14 protein-coding genes and 1 tRNA gene are annotated in these 17,335 nt (G+C 37.4%); 13 read left to right on the top strand and 2 right to left on the bottom strand.

Annotated features, from left to right (window positions below):
- Positions 1–58: 58 nt before the first annotated feature.
- Positions 59–1,498: a tRNA (N6-isopentenyl adenosine(37)-C2)-methylthiotransferase MiaB gene (gene miaB / locus ACFSQP_RS11135; RefSeq protein WP_376894447.1), complete on the bottom strand. Its 1,440-nt coding sequence runs from the start codon at positions 1,496–1,498 to the stop codon at positions 59–61.
- Positions 1,499–1,647: 149 nt separating this feature from the next.
- On the opposite strand from miaB, the gene ACFSQP_RS11140 reads away from it, so the two are divergent.
- From ACFSQP_RS11140 to ACFSQP_RS11175, 8 genes are all read left to right on the top strand, one after another.
- Positions 1,648–2,412: a hypothetical protein gene (locus tag ACFSQP_RS11140; protein ID WP_376894450.1), complete on the top strand. Its 765-nt coding sequence runs from the start codon at positions 1,648–1,650 to the stop codon at positions 2,410–2,412.
- A gap of 137 nt (positions 2,413–2,549) precedes the next feature.
- On the top strand, positions 2,550–5,096 hold the full coding sequence (topA, locus tag ACFSQP_RS11145; RefSeq protein WP_376894453.1) for a type I DNA topoisomerase: 2,547 nt from the start codon (positions 2,550–2,552) through the stop codon (positions 5,094–5,096).
- 5 nt (positions 5,097–5,101) lie between these two features.
- Positions 5,102–6,268, top strand: a complete 1,167-nt coding sequence (locus ACFSQP_RS11150; protein ID WP_376894456.1) for a formimidoylglutamase — start codon at positions 5,102–5,104, stop codon at positions 6,266–6,268.
- A 164-nt stretch (positions 6,269–6,432) separates the two neighbouring features.
- Positions 6,433–7,806, top strand: coding sequence for a T9SS ring complex lipoprotein PorK/GldK (gene porK / locus ACFSQP_RS11155; RefSeq protein WP_376894595.1), 1,374 nt, complete (start codon positions 6,433–6,435; stop codon positions 7,804–7,806).
- A gap of 62 nt (positions 7,807–7,868) precedes the next feature.
- Positions 7,869–8,519, top strand: coding sequence for a type IX secretion system motor protein PorL/GldL (porL, locus tag ACFSQP_RS11160; RefSeq protein ID WP_376894458.1), 651 nt, complete (start codon positions 7,869–7,871; stop codon positions 8,517–8,519).
- Between the two features lie 51 nt (positions 8,520–8,570).
- Positions 8,571–10,121, top strand: a complete 1,551-nt coding sequence (porM, locus tag ACFSQP_RS11165; RefSeq protein WP_376894461.1) for a type IX secretion system motor protein PorM/GldM — start codon at positions 8,571–8,573, stop codon at positions 10,119–10,121.
- Between the two features lie 49 nt (positions 10,122–10,170).
- Positions 10,171–11,070: a type IX secretion system ring subunit PorN/GldN gene (gene porN / locus ACFSQP_RS11170; RefSeq protein WP_376894464.1), complete on the top strand. Its 900-nt coding sequence runs from the start codon at positions 10,171–10,173 to the stop codon at positions 11,068–11,070.
- 98 nt (positions 11,071–11,168) lie between these two features.
- Entirely contained in the window at positions 11,169–12,206 is a 1,038-nt protein-coding gene (locus ACFSQP_RS11175) for an NAD(P)/FAD-dependent oxidoreductase (protein ID WP_376894467.1), read from the top strand.
- On the opposite strand, the gene ACFSQP_RS11180 is transcribed toward ACFSQP_RS11175, so the two are convergent.
- Positions 12,203–12,586 carry a DUF983 domain-containing protein gene (locus ACFSQP_RS11180; RefSeq protein ID WP_376894470.1) on the bottom strand — a complete coding sequence of 128 codons (384 nt, stop codon included), beginning with the start codon at positions 12,584–12,586 and terminating at the stop codon, positions 12,203–12,205. The two genes, ACFSQP_RS11175 and ACFSQP_RS11180, sit on opposite strands and share 4 nt — an antisense overlap.
- A gap of 123 nt (positions 12,587–12,709) precedes the next feature.
- On the opposite strand from ACFSQP_RS11180, the gene ACFSQP_RS11185 reads away from it, so the two are divergent.
- The 5 genes from ACFSQP_RS11185 to ACFSQP_RS11205 all read left to right on the top strand — a co-directional run bounded on the left by ACFSQP_RS11185 (position 12,710) and on the right by ACFSQP_RS11205 (position 17,315).
- Positions 12,710–14,629 carry an ABC-F family ATP-binding cassette domain-containing protein gene (locus ACFSQP_RS11185; protein ID WP_376894472.1) on the top strand — a complete coding sequence of 640 codons (1,920 nt, stop codon included), beginning with the start codon at positions 12,710–12,712 and terminating at the stop codon, positions 14,627–14,629.
- Between the two features lie 100 nt (positions 14,630–14,729).
- A complete protein-coding gene (locus ACFSQP_RS11190; RefSeq protein ID WP_376894474.1) occupies positions 14,730–15,470 on the top strand; it encodes a leucine-rich repeat domain-containing protein in 741 nt (246 codons plus the stop codon).
- A 70-nt stretch (positions 15,471–15,540) separates the two neighbouring features.
- Positions 15,541–15,723 carry a CPXCG motif-containing cysteine-rich protein gene (locus tag ACFSQP_RS11195; protein ID WP_376894477.1) on the top strand — a complete coding sequence of 61 codons (183 nt, stop codon included), beginning with the start codon at positions 15,541–15,543 and terminating at the stop codon, positions 15,721–15,723.
- A 121-nt stretch (positions 15,724–15,844) separates the two neighbouring features.
- A tRNA-Met gene (locus ACFSQP_RS11200) sits at positions 15,845–15,917 on the top strand.
- Positions 15,918–16,103: 186 nt separating this feature from the next.
- Complete coding sequence (locus tag ACFSQP_RS11205; protein WP_376894479.1) at positions 16,104–17,315, top strand: site-specific integrase; 1,212 nt, start codon at positions 16,104–16,106, stop codon at positions 17,313–17,315.
- Positions 17,316–17,335: the final 20 nt, after the last annotated feature.

The following is a 17,335-nucleotide window of genomic DNA, read 5'->3' on the forward strand; positions in this document are numbered from 1 at the left end:
GTTGCTGCCTCCTTAACAACAGGGCAGGCAAACTAATAATTTGTTATTAACTAATAATTTATTCGGCATAGCCAACGGCCTCACCTATAAGTGTGGCGGTTGTGCAACTCGCTATTTTTACATTTACAAAATCGCCAATTTGATACTGTTCTTTTGGAAACACCACTACGGTGTTTTGCGAGGTGCGGCCCGACCAATGTTTATCGGATTTTTTGGATGCTTTTTCAATTAATACTTCGCAGATTTTGCCTATGTTGGCTTGGGTTCTAATGTGGCCATGGGCACGTTGCGCGTCAATAATTTCTTGCAGGCGGCGTTTTTTTGTGGCTTCTGGCACATCGTCTGTCATGTTTCTGCCAGCCATGGTGCCAGGTCGCTCCGAGTAGGCGTACATGTATCCGAAATCGTATTTTACAAATTCCATTAAACTTAATGTATCCTGATGGTCTGCTTCAGTTTCGGTTGGAAATCCAGCAATCATATCCTGACTAATGGCACAATCTGGTAAAATGCGTTTAATATTTGTTATTAGCGCCATGTATTCCTCCCGTGTGTGCTGCCGGTTCATGGCCTTTAAAATACGGTTGCTACCACTTTGAATAGGTAAATGAATGTGCTTGCAAATATTTTTGTATTTAGCCATGGTTTCTATCACATCTAAGGTTAAATCCTGCGGATTGGAAGTTGAAAACCGAATGCGCATTTTTGGTTGCGCTTCGGCACAGTAAGCTAATAGTTTGGCAAAGTTTACGGCCGTTGCTTTTTGCATGTCGCTAGCCTTGCTAAAATCTTTTTTAAGGCCGCCACCATACCACAAATAGCTGTCTACATTTTGGCCTAAAAGCGTAATTTCTTTATAACCTTTACGCCATAAATCGTTAATTTCTTCTATAATACTTTGTGGGTCTCTACTGCGCTCTCTGCCGCGTGTAAAAGGCACCACACAAAAAGTACACATATTATCGCAACCACGCGTAATGGACACAAAAGCAGTAATGCCATTGGAGTTTAAACGAACTGGCGATACATCGCCATAGGTTTCATCTTTGGATAAGAGGACATTAATAGCATCGCGACCGGATTCTACTTCGGCTAATAAATTAGGCAAATCTTTATACGCATCTGGACCCACCACCAAGTCGACTATTTTTTCTTCTTCTAGAAATTTGCTTTTTAAACGTTCTGCCATACAACCCAATACCCCAACTTTCATTTTCGGGTTTATCTTTTTTACAGCGTTGTATTTTTCCAAACGTTTTCTAACGGTTTGTTCGGCTTTATCCCGAATAGAGCAGGTGTTTACCAAAACCAAATCGGCTTCCTCCAGTTGTTGGGTTGTATTAAAACCCTGATCTGCTAAAATAGAAGCAACAATTTCACTATCGCTAAAATTCATGGCACAGCCATAGCTTTCTATGTAAAGCTTACGCGTATTACTGTCTTTTTGCTTTAAAACAAGGGTGTTTCCTTGCTTGCTTTCGTCTATAACTTTATCCATATGGGTTCTTGAAAATACGGGTCTTTTTATTGAAAGGCAAAGTTACAATTATTTTTTATCATTATGACAAAGTGTCAGATAATAAAAAAAATATTGCACAGGATATTTAATTAGGTTTAATTTGAAAGCACGACACACTAATTTAATTTATGATGCAAACAGTATTACAAAAAATAGCCCAAGCACCAACATTGGATTTTGGCACCCTATTTAACGAGGCTTTAAACTTATTTAAAAAAACCTGGTTGCAAGGCTTTTTACTACAAGTGTTTACGGCTATGTTGCTGCTGCCTATAATTCTTGTTTTTTACATACCGTTGTTGGGCGTGGTAATGGCTCAAGCCACAAGTGGTCATCCCGATAGCGAGGCTATGGCAGCTTATTTTGCCGGATTTAGCTTTTTTTATTTGGCGTTTTTTGGTGTGGGCTTGACGCTAATTAGCGTGTTGGTAATAGCCTTAAATGCCGGATTTTTCAGAATTATGAAACGTTTAGACCATAATGAGGCGGTGTTAACGCGCGATTTTTTCTATTATTTTAAAGCGGCCTATTTGGGTAAAATACTACTTATAATGTTGGCTACCGTTTTAATAAGTCTGTTAGCCGTGTTGCTTTGTGTGTTGCCCGTTATATATGTAGCAGTACCTATTTATTTTTTTACAATCGTGTTTGCTTTTAATCCGGAATTATCAGTGTCGCAAATTATAACGGTTAGTTTTAAATTGGGTAATAAAAAATGGTTATTAGTGTTTGGGTTAACCATAGTTGCATCCTTTTTGGCTCAAATTGTTGGGTTTTTGCTGTGTGGTGTGGGCTTGTTGTTTACAGCACCTTTTGTGTGGCACCCCATGTATTTGGTGTATAAACATGTTGTAGGGTTTCCTGAAGAGCAGCCTGTCGCCGTCATGGAATAAGGATTTATGCGGACAAAAAATTTGAGCGAGACCGTGCGTAAAAGCCCATTATTATTGCTTGGTTTGGCGTATGAAATTTTAAAAATTAGGAACATCTATTTTTTTTCATATACATTTGTAGCCTTAAAAAATATGAAATGGCAAAGAATTTAGTAATTGTGGAGTCGCCAGCAAAGGCCAAAACAATCGAAAAATTTTTAGGAAAAGATTTTAAAGTAGAATCCAGTTTTGGACATATAGCCGATTTACCTTCCAAGGAATTAGGCGTAGATGTTGACGGCGATTTTAAACCAATTTATGAGGTTTCTAAAGATAAAAAAGCAGTTGTAAAAAAGCTAAAAGATTTAGCCAAGAAAGCAGAAATTGTTTGGTTAGCTAGCGATGAAGACCGCGAGGGAGAAGCTATTGCTTGGCATTTAGCAGAGTCGTTAAATTTAGATAAAAACAAAACTAAACGCATTGTTTTTCATGAAATTACAAAATCGGCTATCCAGAAAGCCATTCAAAACCCGCGTGGTATTGATTACGATTTAGTAGATGCCCAACAAGCGCGTCGTGTATTGGACCGCATAGTAGGTTACGAATTGTCGCCTGTTTTGTGGCGTAAGGTAAAAGGCGGGTTATCGGCAGGTCGGGTACAGTCGGTATCTGTCCGCTTAATTGTAGAGCGAGAGCGCGAAATTCAAAATTTTACGCCGGAGGCCTCTTACAGAATCGATGCCGAATTTAGCAACGAAAGTGGTCAGAGTTTTAAGGCCAAGCTGCCAAAAAATTTCGATACTAAAGAAGCTGCACAAGCCTTTTTAGAAGCCAATGCCAATGCCACATTTAAAATTGGCTCCCTCGAAAAAAAACCAGCTAAAAAGTCGCCAGCCGCACCCTTTACTACGTCAACTTTACAACAAGAAGCCGCACGTAAGTTGTATTTTTCGGTAAGTAAAACCATGAATGTAGCACAGCGTTTGTACGAAGCAGGTTTAATAACCTACATGCGTACCGATAGTGTGAATCTTTCCGATGAAGCCAGACAGGGCGCACAAGCCGAAATAGAACGAGCTTACGGGTCAAAATACAGCAAGCCACGTACATACAAAGGAAAATCGAAAGGGGCACAAGAGGCGCACGAAGCTATTAGGCCAACCGATTTTTCCAATCATTCGGTTAATATAGACAGAGATCAGGCTAGGCTATACGATTTAATTTGGAAACGTGCCATTGCCTCGCAAATGAGCGATGCCCAGTTAGAGCGCACCAAAGTGAAAATAGAAGCCTCTACCCATGAAGATATTTTTACAGCGAATGGTGAAGTAATTACTTTCGACGGCTTTTTAAAAGTTTATTTAGAAGGTACCGACGACGAAGATGTAGAACAAGACGGTATGTTGCCCGCAATGAAGGCCCAGGAAACACTTTTAAACACCTACATTACGGCAACCGAACGCTACACAAGGCCACCAGCGCGATTTACGGAAGCGTCCTTGGTTAAAAAACTAGAAGAACTTGGTATTGGGCGTCCTTCAACGTACGCGCCAACTATTTCTACCATTCAAAATAGAAATTATATTGAAAAAGGGACCGTGGAAGGTGTGGAACGGAATTACACCTTGCTAACCCTAAAAGCGGGTAAGGTAACAGCCAAACAACTGTCTGAAAAAGTAGGATCGGACAAAGGGAAATTGGTACCAACCGATATTGGTATGATTGTAACCGATTTTTTGGTAAACCATTTCAATGCTATTTTAGATTATAATTTTACGGCTAAAGTAGAAGGCGATTTTGATGATATTGCCGAAGGTAAGGTAGATTGGACAAAAATGATGAAAGACTTTTATAAAGACTTTCATCCAGTGGTTGTAGATGTGCAAGAAAATGCCGACCGAGAGTCTGGTGAGCGTATTTTAGGAACCGACCCAGAAACAGGAAAACAGGTAAGTGTGCGTTTGGGTAAATTTGGCCCTATGGTGCAAATAGGCACCGTGGACGACGAAGAAAAACCACAATTTGCAAGCTTAAGTCCAGACCAACAACTAAATACCATAACTTACGAAGAGGCCATGGACCTGTTTCAACTACCTAAATCACTTGGTAGCTATGACGATTTACCGGTATCTGTAAATAACGGGCGTTATGGGCCGTACATAAAATTTGGCGAACAGTTTGTATCGCTTCCAAAGGGGACCGACCCGTTAAGTGTGGAACTAGATGAAGCCATTACGCTTATTAAGGAAAAACAAGCGGCAGACGCACCTATATATATGTACCAGGATTTGCCTGTACAAAAAGGGAAGGGTCGTTTTGGTCCCTACATTAAATGGAACAACATGTTTATTAATGTCAATAAAAAATACGATTGGGATAATTTGTCAGATGACGATATTGTTACATTAATTGAAGATAAAATTCAAAAAGAAAAGGACAAGCTTATTCATAATTGGGAAGAAGCGGGCATTCGCGTAGAAAAAGCACGTTGGGGCCGCCATCATATTATAAAAGGAAAAACCAAAGTAGAACTACCCAAAACGGAAGATGTATCAGAAATGACATTGGCAGAAGCGGAGGCTATTTTGGAAAAAAACGCGCCAAAGAAAAAAACAACCCGAAAAAAAACAGCCACTAAAAAAACAGCCACAAAAAAAACGACTAAAAAAACAACCAAAAAAGCAAGTACCGCTAAAAAGAAATAACCCGAATGAATTTTAATTTTTTAACGCCAGTACCCGACAGTGTTATTACGCATACCAATTTGTTAGCGCCGCAAGTGCTTGGAAAAAAAATTAGTATCCACTCGGCTCAAAATGGCATACCCGATTTAACAGGTGTCGAGTTAGCCATTATTGGCGTGTTAGAAAATAGAAATGCCGCCCAATATATAGGAGAAACGGTACACTTAAACGAAGTGCGCAAAGCCTTGTATGGTTTGTTTCCAGGAAATTGGCATACCCGCATAGCCGATTTGGGCGATATTGAAGCGGGCGAATCGGTAACAGATACTTACTATGCACTTAAAACGGCTGTGTCCTTATTAATACCAAAAGGCATTATTCCTATTATTATTGGTGGTAGTCAGGATTTAACCTATCCTATATATCGGGCATACGATGCCTTAATGCCCATGGTAAATATTGCCAATATCGATTCTAAATTCGATTTAGGCGATTCTACTCAAGCAATGAAAAATACGAGTTTTGTTGGTAATATAATTTTAGACGAGCCCTATAATTTATTTAATTACGCTACTATTGGGTATCAAACTTATTTTAACGCCCAAGAGGAAATAGACCTCATGGATAAACTTCATTTTGAATCCTACAGATTGGGAGCCGTAACTAATAATATGACTTTGGTGGAGCCTGCCCTTCGCGATGCCAACATTGTAACCGTAGATTTGGGCTGTATAAAAGGATCGGAAGTGAGTTTAAACCAGCAAGAATCGCCCAATGGTTTTGATGGTAAAGAAATTTGTACCATTACACGCTATGCGGGAATTAGTAATAAGGTAAGTAGTTTTGGTATTTTTGAATACAAACCTTCCTCCGAAGATCATTTAACCACTGGCCTCATAGCGCAAATGGTTTGGTACTTTATAGAAGGTGTAAATAGTAGGGTAAAGGATGACGACTTTACATCGGCGCATACGTATCAAAAATTTATCACATTAGTGGAGCACCAAGAGTTGGTGTTTTATAAAAGCATAAAAACCGGGCGTTGGTGGATAGAAATACCTTTTTCTGATGAAGTAAATAATAAATTAAAAAGACATACGTTATTACCTTGTACGCATCAAGATTACGAAGATGCCTGCAATAATAATGTGCCAGAGCGTTGGTATAAGGCTTTTCAAAAGAATTGCGTCTAAAACTTTAACGTTTTTAAGTAGGTTTTTATCGACAAAACGCACATTTTGAGCGATGAAATGTGTAATTTTTCAAAAAAAAAGTTGTTTTTTACGAATTATATAAATATGTTTACGCTCTTAAAATTTTTAAGACCAAATTAATTAACCTCGAGTTTTCTATGGATATGAAGAAACTAATTTTATTAACCGCAATTTTAGCTGTATTAACCAGCTGTGGATCTGGGGACAGAGGCCAGCTAGTAGGAGTTAAAGGAAAAAAATGGCATCCAGAAAAACCTTACGGCATGGAGTTGGTTCCTGGTGGCGCCTTTATTATGGGTAAGGCTGACGATGATTTAGCCGGTGTTCATGACGCCCCTGCCAAAACTGTAACCGTGCGTTCCTATTATATGGATGCAACAGAAATTACCAATAGCGAATACAGTCAGTTTGTGGAATGGGTACGCGATTCAATTATTAGAACCCGTTTAGCTATCCTTGCAGACGAAGAAGGATTAACCCAAGCCGATGCTGGAACTATAGGCGAGTATGCCTTTTTAGATTCAGAACCTGAAAATATGACGGTATACGAAAAGTATATGTACGATAATTATGCGGGTTTAGGGCCAACAGGCTACGAGGGTAGAAAGCTAAATAAAGATATTGATATCGAATTCGATACCGCTAACTATATTGATGAATATTACGCCGAAGTTATGGATACCATGTATTTGCCTCTAGAGGAGTCTTATAATGGTCAGCGTACTTGGGATGTTAAGAAATTTAAATTTCAATATACTTATATGGATATTGAAAAGGCGGCTAAAATGCATAACAAAGGTAAAAAGCGTTCAGAATTTTTAATTACAGAAGCGGTGGAGGTGTATCCAGATACTACTGCTTGGATTCGCGATTTTGCCTATTCTTATAACGAGCCTATGCACAACGATTATTTTTGGCATGCGGCTTACGACGATTATCCAGTTGTAGGCGTGTCTTGGAAACAAGCTAATGCGTTTTGCGAATGGCGTACGCTATACCATAATGCAGCCAGAAAACGTTCCAAAAAACACAATGTGCCAAAATACCGTTTGCCGTCTGAAGCAGAGTGGGAGTATGCAGCGCGTGGTGGTTTGCAAGCGGCAACTTACCCATGGGGTGGGCCTTATACCAAAAATGATAGAGGTTGTTTTATGGCAAACTTTAAACCGTTACGTGGCGATTATGCCGCCGATCAGGCCTTGTACACCGTAGAAGCTAAATCCTATGAAGCTAACGATTATAATTTATACAACATGTCTGGTAACGTAGCCGAATGGGTACACGCTTCTTACGATCCGTCTTCATACGAGTTTGTATCGAGTATAAACCCAAGTGTAAACGATATTAATAACAACCGTAAAGTGGTGCGCGGTGGTTCATGGAAAGATGTAGCTTATTATCTACAAGTAAGTTCACGTGATTATGAGTATGCCGATTCGGCAAGAAGTTATATTGGCTTCCGTACCGTACAGGATTATCTGGGCACAGATATTACATTAAACGGCTTAAACCGCTAAACAAACATTGTAAACTAAACTAAACTATAAACAACAATTAAACTAAACTAAAACTAAAAATTATGGCACAATCAAAAGGATTCAAGAAATTTATGGCAATGGCTTACGGATTAGGAGCATCTATTGTTATTATTGGCGCATTATTCAAAATTATTCACTTTGAAATAGGCCCATTAACAGGTAACGTGATGTTAACAATTGGTCTGGTAACCGAAGCTTTAATTTTCGCACTATCAGCTTTTGAACCAGTAGACAACGAATTAGACTGGTCTTTAGTGTATCCTGAATTAGCTGGCGGCGCAGCAAAAACTGCTAGCAAAAAGAAAGAACAACCTCAAGAAGCAGAAGGTTTATTATCTAAAAAATTAGATAACTTATTAAAAGAAGCTAAAATTGATGGCGAATTAATGGCATCATTAGGAAACAGCATTAAAAACTTTGAAGGTGCCGCTAAAGGTATTGCACCAACAGTAGATTCTATTGCTGCTACTAAAAAGTATGGCGAAGAGTTATCATTAGCAGCTGCACAAATGGAATCTTTAAACAGCTTGTACAAAGTACAATTAGAAAGTGTAAATCGTCAAGCTACAATTAACGAAGAGTCTGTAGAAAACGCACAAAAATTAAAAGAGCAAATGCAATCCTTGGCATCTAACCTGTCATCCTTAAATGGTGTATATGGTGGTATGTTATCTGCAATGAACAAAAACTAATTAAGTTTAGTAGTAACAATTTTAAGTAATTAACAAAAAACTAAATTAGAAATGGCAGGAGGAAAATTATCTGCAAGGCAGAAAATGATTAACTTGATGTATTTGATCTTCATTGCAATGTTAGCATTGAATATGTCTAAAGAGGTGCTTTCCGCTTTCGGCTTAATGAACGAAAAGTTAGTCGAATCGAACGAGACAGCAACCATACGAAACCAGCAGTTTTTTGCAGGTTTAGAGCAGCAAGCTGCGGATAACGAATTAAAGTATGGTCCTTTAAAAAATCAAGCAGATCAAATTAATAAATTATCAAACGATTTTGATGCTTACATAGGTGGCATTAAAGCACAAATGGCTGCTACCGTTGAAAATCCGCAGGATTACGAGGTAATGGACAAGTCAGATTTTTTAAATAATCTGTGGTTTAAAGGCGATAAATTAAAGCCAGAAGGACAAGAATTTGTAGATAAAATTAACGAATACCGCGAAGGTGTTACAGCAATTTTAAGAACAAACCCAGAAATGTCTGCTATTGCAGCCGATGTTGAAAAGAAATTTTCTACAGAACCGGTTACAAACAGAGATGGTAACAAAATAGATTGGTTAGATTACCACTATCGTGGGTTCCCATTAGTAGCTTCATTAACAAAAATGACAGCATTGCAAGCAGACATTAAAGCAACACAGTCTGAAGTATTATCGTCTATGTTAGCAGGAAAGTTAAAGGTAGAAGCGTCTTTAACTAATTTTGATGCCATTGTGGTACCAGACAAAACAGCTTTTTTTACAGGTGAAAATTTTACAGGTAGAATTATTTTAGGTAAAAAAGATAATACCTTAAAAGCAGATAAAGTAGTTGTTAACGGTAATGAATTATCGCAAGACGCTATGAAGGCCGGTGAAACCTTTTTAGATTTCCCTGCTGGAGCTGTAGGTGAGCAAGATATTAAAGGTCAATTTACCTTTATGGAAGGTGGTGAGCCAGTAGTTATCGATTTTGAAAGTACTTATGCAGTAGTACCTAAACCTAATTCGGCTACTATTTCTGCAGACAAAATGAACGTAGTATACCGTGGGGTTGCTAACCCAATGACTATTTCTTTTGCAGGTGTACCAGACAATAAAGTGTCTGCAACAGCACCTGGTTTACAGAAAGGTTCTGGAGCTGGTAAATATGTTATGAACCCAGGTTCTGGTCGTGAGGTTACTATAAATGTATCCGGTACGTTACCAGATGGTACATCGGTAAACGATAAAGCAACTTTCCGCATTAAGGATATTCCAAAACCAACAGGAGCTATTAGTGGTCAAACAGGAATTGTTAAATTACCACGAAATAGTGTTGAAATTTCAACTATTGGTGCTGTGTTAGACGAATTCGATTTTGAATTACCAATTCAAGTTACTTCGTTTAAGTTAAAAGTACCAGGACAACCTTCTGTAAGTGTAAACGGAACCAAGTTAAACAGTCAAGCAAAAAATGCCTTACGTAAGGCAAGACGTGGAGATCAAATATCAATTTTCGATATTTCAGCGCAAATTAAAGGGAATTCATCGTACAAGTTAAAAGGTGTTTCGCCAGTAATTGTTGAATTAGCAAATTAATATTGGTTTTAACATCTGATGTAATCCCAAATAATTAAAATTAAAACAGATGAATTATAAAAGTTTTTTATTAATCGTTTTAGGAGTGTCTTTCATGACAGCATCCTTTGCACAGGCAAATTTGTTAAGTGCTAAATCGCCAGACGAAATTGGCGTGCGCACAGAGGCACAAAAAATGGTGGACAACGATAAGCCTTTAGAGTATGGATATGTGGATGACCGTGATATCCTGTTTTCTAAAATGACTTGGGAACGCGTGATTTTAGATGAACGTGTTAACTTTCCGTTGTACTACCCAGTGGATACAAATAATATTGGAAAACACAGACGTTCCTTATTTGATGTGCTTTGGAAAAACGTAAAAAACGGTAATATAAAAACGGTTTATGACGATTCTTATTTTACCGCACAGCGAACGCTGAAGGATTTACGAACTAGCATGTCCAAGGTGGATACCCTGGATATTGGTTACGATCAATTTAATGCCGATGGTTTCGTATCTCCAGAGTACATCATTAAAAGAGACATTACGTCCTACGATGTTAGCGCATATCTTATTAAAGGTTTGTGGTACTTCGATAAGCGTCAGGCGGAGTTAAAATTCCGATTAATTGGTATTGCACCAGCGGCTCCAGACGTTAACTTTATCGATTCTGAAGACGAAGCAAACAAAGAACCAATTCCATTATTTTGGGTATTTTATCCAGATGTACGCGACATTTTGCATGAGGCAAAAGCGTTCAATAATGAAAACAGTTCAGTACCATTTTCATTCGATCACTTGTTAAATTCCAGACGTTTTAACGGCATTATTTACAAAGAAGAAAATGTTTACGGCGACCGTCAGGTAACCGAGTATATTTCGGAAAACGCCTTAATGCAACTTCTAGAATCGGATAGAATTAAAGAAAAAATTCGAAATTTCGAATTAGATATGTGGTCCTATTAACACTAGGAAACAAGCAATACAAAACGCCCACCTTACAGTGGGCGTTTTTTTATGGGGTAACCTGTAATTTGTTCTAAATCCATAGTACCTTTGCATACATGAAAGTAGATTATATTGTAGTTGGCTTGGGTTTAGCCGGTATTGCGTTTTGCGAACAATTGCGCCAAGCTAAAAAGCGATTTGTAGTTTTTAATAATGCCTCACAACAGGCTTCTTTGGTAGCTGCAGGCATGTATAATCCTGTTATTTTAAAACGGTTTACCGAGGTTTGGATGGCACAAAAGCAATTAGATATTGCACTGCCTATGTACCAAGGTTTGGAGGCACTTTTAGGCCTACAGTTGGACTATAAAATGAATGTTTATCGCCGTTTGGCATCGGTAGAAGAGCAAAATGCCTGGTTTACCGCTATGGATAAACCAAATCTAGAACCTTTTATGGCGCCAAAACTGGTAAAAAATACCAACGACCTTATAAATGCGCCTTTTCATTTAGGCGCGGTACAGCATGCGGGTAGGGTGGATACAGCTGCTTTAATCTCGGGATATAAAGCTTATTTATTAAAAAACAAGCAATTGCTTTCGGCTAGTTTCAACCATGCAGAGCTTAAACAGCGTGGTACAGAAGTTTCTTATACGGATATTCGGGCGCAACATGTGGTGTTTTGTGAAGGATTTGGCATGGCCCAAAATCCATTTTTTAACTATTTGCCCTTACAAGGCAATAAAGGCGAGGTGCTTACTGTAAGGGTTCCAAATTTACACCTTAAAGATGCCATAAAAGCCGGTGTGTTTATTATGCCTAATTCGGACACCGATTATTATGTTGGTGCTACCTACAATCGGTTTGATGTTACTAACACACCTACCCAAAAGGGTAAAGACGAGTTGTTACGGAAGTTACAAGTTTTTTTAAAGCGGTCGCCCAGTATATTAAAGCATGAGGCGGGAATACGGCCAACGGTACCAGACAGGCGTCCGCTGGTTGGAAGCCATCCGGAGTTTAAGCAGTTACACGTTTTAAACGGTATGGGCTCGCGTGGTGTTATGATTGCGCCATATGCTGCACAAGCGCTATATAATTACATAGAAAATAAGTGTCCTTTAAATCCGGAAATAGCCATTAGTCGCTTTTAACGTCTTATTTTAGTTTTATCGAACTTAACAAACATATTAATCCAAATATTTCTGGAAAGACGCATAATTACAGGCGCAAAAACGACTAGCGTACCTACTATGGCAATAAAAGCGGTTACTAAATTGCTTCCTAAAAAAAGATAACTAATTATAAAAGCAGCCACTGCAAAGGCGATGCCAACGGCATAGCTAACATACATAGAGCCATAAAAAAACGAAGGCTCGATATAAAATTTAAAGCCACAATGCGTGCAATTTTCGTGCATTTTTTGCACTGTTTTTATAGCATACGGGTTGGTATTAACATACATAGATGCCTGATGGCATTTTGGGCATGCCCCTGTAAAAATACTATAAAGCTTGGTTCCTTTTGTTATCATGTTTATTAGTTTATTTTTGTATCCGTGGCAAACACGGTGTCTAATAAAAGCCTTTCTTGTTAAAAAAGACTAGCACAAAATTAGGCAATTTATTTAATACACCCCTGTAACAATTGTAACATAATGCTTAATATTCATAATCTTTCGGTGTCTTTTCAAGGCGATTATTTATTTGAAGATATTTCTTTTAAAATTACCGCTGGAGACCGCATAGGCTTAATTGGTAAAAATGGCGCAGGCAAGTCTACCATGCTAAAAATACTAGCCAAAAACATGGAGCCCGATTCTGGCCAGATGGCAACCGATAAAAATTTGCGTATTGGGTTTTTAAAACAAGATATCGATTTTGTAGCAGGCCGAACCGTATTGGAGGAATCCTACGAGGCTTTTAAAGAACTTAAAAGCCTGGAAATGCAGTTAGAAGCTATTAACACCCAGTTAGCTACCCGCACCGATTATGACAGTGATGCGTACCATGAATTAATGGTAGGCGTTAACGATTTGCAACATCAGTACGAAATTTTGGGCGGTTATAATTACCAAGGCGAAACAGAAAAAGTGTTGCAAGGTCTCGGTTTTAAGCGAAGCGATTTTGATAAGTTAACCGATACCTTTTCGGGAGGTTGGCGCATGCGTATTGAGTTGGCAAAGCTTTTGCTTCAAAATAACGACTTACTGCTTTTAGATGAGCCTACCAACCACTTGGATATTGAATCTATTATTTGGTTAGAAGGCTTTTTAGTAAGTTATCCGGGTGCTGTTGTTATTGTTTCGCACGACAAAATGTTTTTAGATCATGTTACAAACAGAACTATTGAAATTTCATTGGGGCGTATTTACGATTTTAATAAACCGTATTCGCAGTTTTTAACATTGAGGCAAGAAATAAAGGAACAGCAGTTAGCTACTCAAAAAAATCAGCAAAAGGAAATAGAACAAACCGAAAAACTTATCGAGAAATTTAGAGCAAAAGCCTCTAAAGCAACCATGGCCCAATCCTTGATAAAAAAGTTGGAACGTATGGATAGGATTTCGGTAGATGCAGACGATAACAGTGTTATGTCCTTACAATTTCCAGTTTCTATTACACCGGGTAAGGTGGTTGTTGAGGCCGAAAATATTACCAAAACCTATGGCGATTTAACGGTTTTGAAAAACATAAACTTACATGTAGCTAGAGGGGTGAAAACAGCTTTTGTTGGTCAGAATGGTCAAGGAAAATCAACTTTAGCAAAAATTATAGTAGGCGAGTTGTCCTGTCAAGGGAGCTTAAAGCTGGGGCATAATGTGCAAATAGGTTATTTTGCCCAAAATCAATCAGATTATTTAGATGGCAATAAAACGGTATTAGATACCATGATTGACGCCGCTAATGAAACCAATAGAAGTCGTGTACGCGATATTCTTGGCTCTTTTTTGTTTCGTGGCGAAGAGGTCGATAAATACGTGCGCGTATTGTCTGGTGGCGAACGCAATAGGTTGGCTTTGGCAAAACTTATGCTACAACCGTTTAATGTTTTGGTTATGGATGAGCCCACCAACCACCTAGATATTCAATCTAAAAATGTACTAAAAGAAGCGCTTAAAAAATTTGAAGGAACGCTTATTTTAGTCTCGCACGACCGCGATTTTCTGCAAGGTCTCACCGATACGGTTTACGAATTTAAAGACCATAAAATAACCGAGTATTTAGGAAATATTGATTTTTATCTAGAACAGCGCCAAGTAGATAACTTACGCGAGGTAGAGCGCCGCGAAATAGCCAAGCAATCGCCCAAGGAAAGCAATAAACAACAGTACGAAAATCAGAAGAAACGGAAATCACTCAATAATAAATTAAGTAATATAGAATCCAAAATTCAGCAATTAGAAAAAACAATTAAAACACTAGATGTTGCTTTAGCCACTAATTACGATGAGACGGTATCCGATCCGCAATTTTTTGAAACCTATCAAGCAAAAAAAGATACACTGGACACCCTAATGATGGAATGGGAGCAGGTTCAAGAAACACTAGACGCGTTGCATGACGCGGATGCTTAACGAACTAGGGTACAAAATGATGTATTTTATCGATTAAATTTGTTTTTAATCTATATTCTGTCTAATATTGGTTTATAAAATCAAGCTAATAATCAATATTATGAAAACCTACGCATTATCAATTCTTCTTGTATTGTTAAGTCCCCTAATACAAGCGGCTGTACCCAACAGCGAAAAAGAAGCCTTATTGGCACTATATAACGCTACAAACGGAAACAACTGGACACACACCTGGCATTTGTCTAAACCCATAAATACGTGGCATGGTATTACCGTTAAAAACAATCGGGTAGTAGCAATTAATTTGGAGTTTAATAATTTGGAGGGCAGCTTACCCGATGCTTTGGGTAATTTAACCTATGTAACCAAGTTAAATTTTGGTTTAAATAATTTAAGTGGCCCTATTCCGGAATCCATTGGTCGGTTAAGTAAGTTAGAATATTTAAACCTAGCCATGAATAGTTTAACCGGGCATATTCCAGAAACTATTGGCAATCTTACAAATTTGAAGCACCTAGAATTAGGCAGTAACCAATTATCAGGAACCATTCCTAAAACTATAAGTTCCTTACAAAAGTTAGTAAAATTAAGTTTAATTGATAATAAGATAAGTGGCGAAATTCCCATAGAGATTATGGCTTTAGTACAATTAGAAGAAATTGTATTAGCCAATAATATGTTAACGGGCAATGTTCCTTTTGAACTGTCTTATTTCCCTAATTTAAAAACATTTATGGTAAACGATAACAAACTCAATCAGGAGTATATTAGCGTTATAAACGGAAATAATCCAAACTTAATAGATTTAAATTCGGGTTCTGTCATAACGGACAACGATTAGAGCAACTAAAAGTAGCAGAAAAGCCAAAGAGATTATATTACATAATCTCTTTTTTTTTTATTTTAGCTATATGGATGAACATACATTTCAGTGCCCATATTGTTGGGAAACAGTTTCCATGCTTTTAGATAGCTCCATATCTGAACAGCAGTATATTGAAGATTGCGAAGTTTGCTGCAATCCCATAGAAATTACAGTACATTTTGACGATCAAGTTTTAGTAGGTTTTCAAGCCGAAAGCATTGAACAATAATTTTTATTCAAATCTTGTTGGAATATCTAAAAAGCTTTGTATATTTGCAGTCCGAAACAACAACACCGAAAGTTATGATTTGGTTTAGTTAAAAGCTAGTTAGTTGTTTTGGAATTTAAATCGCGGGATAGAGCAGTAGGTAGCTCGTCGGGCTCATAACCCGAAGGTCACAGGTTCGAGTCCTGTTCCCGCTACTAAATAAGAGTAATCAGAAATGATTACTCTTTTTTTATGCAGTAAATTCAAGGATTTACACGCTATCTTCTATTTCTGTAAAAACCTTCATAAGCTTAATACCTTCATTTAAAGGTGCACTTTTCGGTATCAATTTTTAATGTCGAGGTATCACTTTTTTAATATACCCTAAAACACAGTAAACAATGAATACACATAAATTAAGAATCCTCTTTGTTATTGCATTGAATAGGATTAAGAAAAATAACCAAGCTCCTATATTTTGTAGAATTACATACAATCAAAAAAGGAAGCAATTTGCAACTGGAATTTCTGTAGCCCCCAAAGATTGGGACAGGAAAAAACAGATTGTAACTGCTAGTGATAGCAATTTTAAAGAGATTAACACTAAGCTAAGTCTGATTAAGCAAAAAACTAATCAGGCTTTTTTGTTGCTACAAGTTAACAATGAGAGTTTTGATGTAGAGGACATCTACTTACAATATGTAGGAAAGAATGTAAAGGCAAATAAAACGCTTTTAGAGGTGTTTGAATTGCATAACAATAGAATGAAGAAGCTAATAGGTGTTGAGTATTCAAAGTCTACTTATAACAAGTTTACAGAGGCAAGAAACCATGTTTCAAACTTTATCAGATTCCAATACAAGAAAGGAGATATACTACTGGAGTCTATCAATCAAAATTTTTTAGATGATTTTGATTTCTACCTAAAATCTGAAAAGAAACAAAAACAGATTACTATTAATAAGAGTATTCAACGTGTTAGAAAGATTATCAAATTAGCTCTAGCAAAAGGCTATTTGAAGAAAGACCCATTCATACTTTACAAACCTAAAAAATATGAAAGTAAAGTAGTTTACCTAAATCAAAAAGAATTAGATAAACTCGAAAATCATACTTTTAGACAGGCTAGATTGAATCAAGTTAAAGATATGTTTATTTTCTGTTGTTATACAGGGTTGGCATATCAAGAAATGTCAACTTTAAAGGAGGAGCATTTAATAAAAGGGTTTGATGGAGGCATCTGGATTGAAATGATGAGACAAAAAACTAAATCTAAAGTGTCAATCCCTTTGTTACCTACAGCTTCTAAAATACTGGATAAGTATAGACCTGAAGGAAGGTTACTTCCTGTGATTAGCAATCAAAAGTTTAATTCTTATCTAAAAGAAATAGCTGAGTTGGTTGAGATTGATAAAAGATTAACTCACCATATAGCTAGGAAGACTTTTGCGACTACAGTTTTGCTTTATAATGATATTCCTATTGAAACAGTATCTGAGCTTCTAGGGCATTCAAGTATCTCTATTACACAAAGGCATTATGCTAAAGTAGTTCAGCATAAAGTAAGTAGTCAAATGAGTAAGTTAAGTAAGAAATTGAAGAAAAAAAGATAATAAATTAACTGTGTTGTAAT

Source organism: Bizionia sediminis, from assembly GCF_042684585.1.
In the GTDB taxonomy this organism is placed as follows: Bacteria; Bacteroidota; Bacteroidia; order Flavobacteriales; family Flavobacteriaceae; genus Algorimicrobium; species Algorimicrobium sediminis.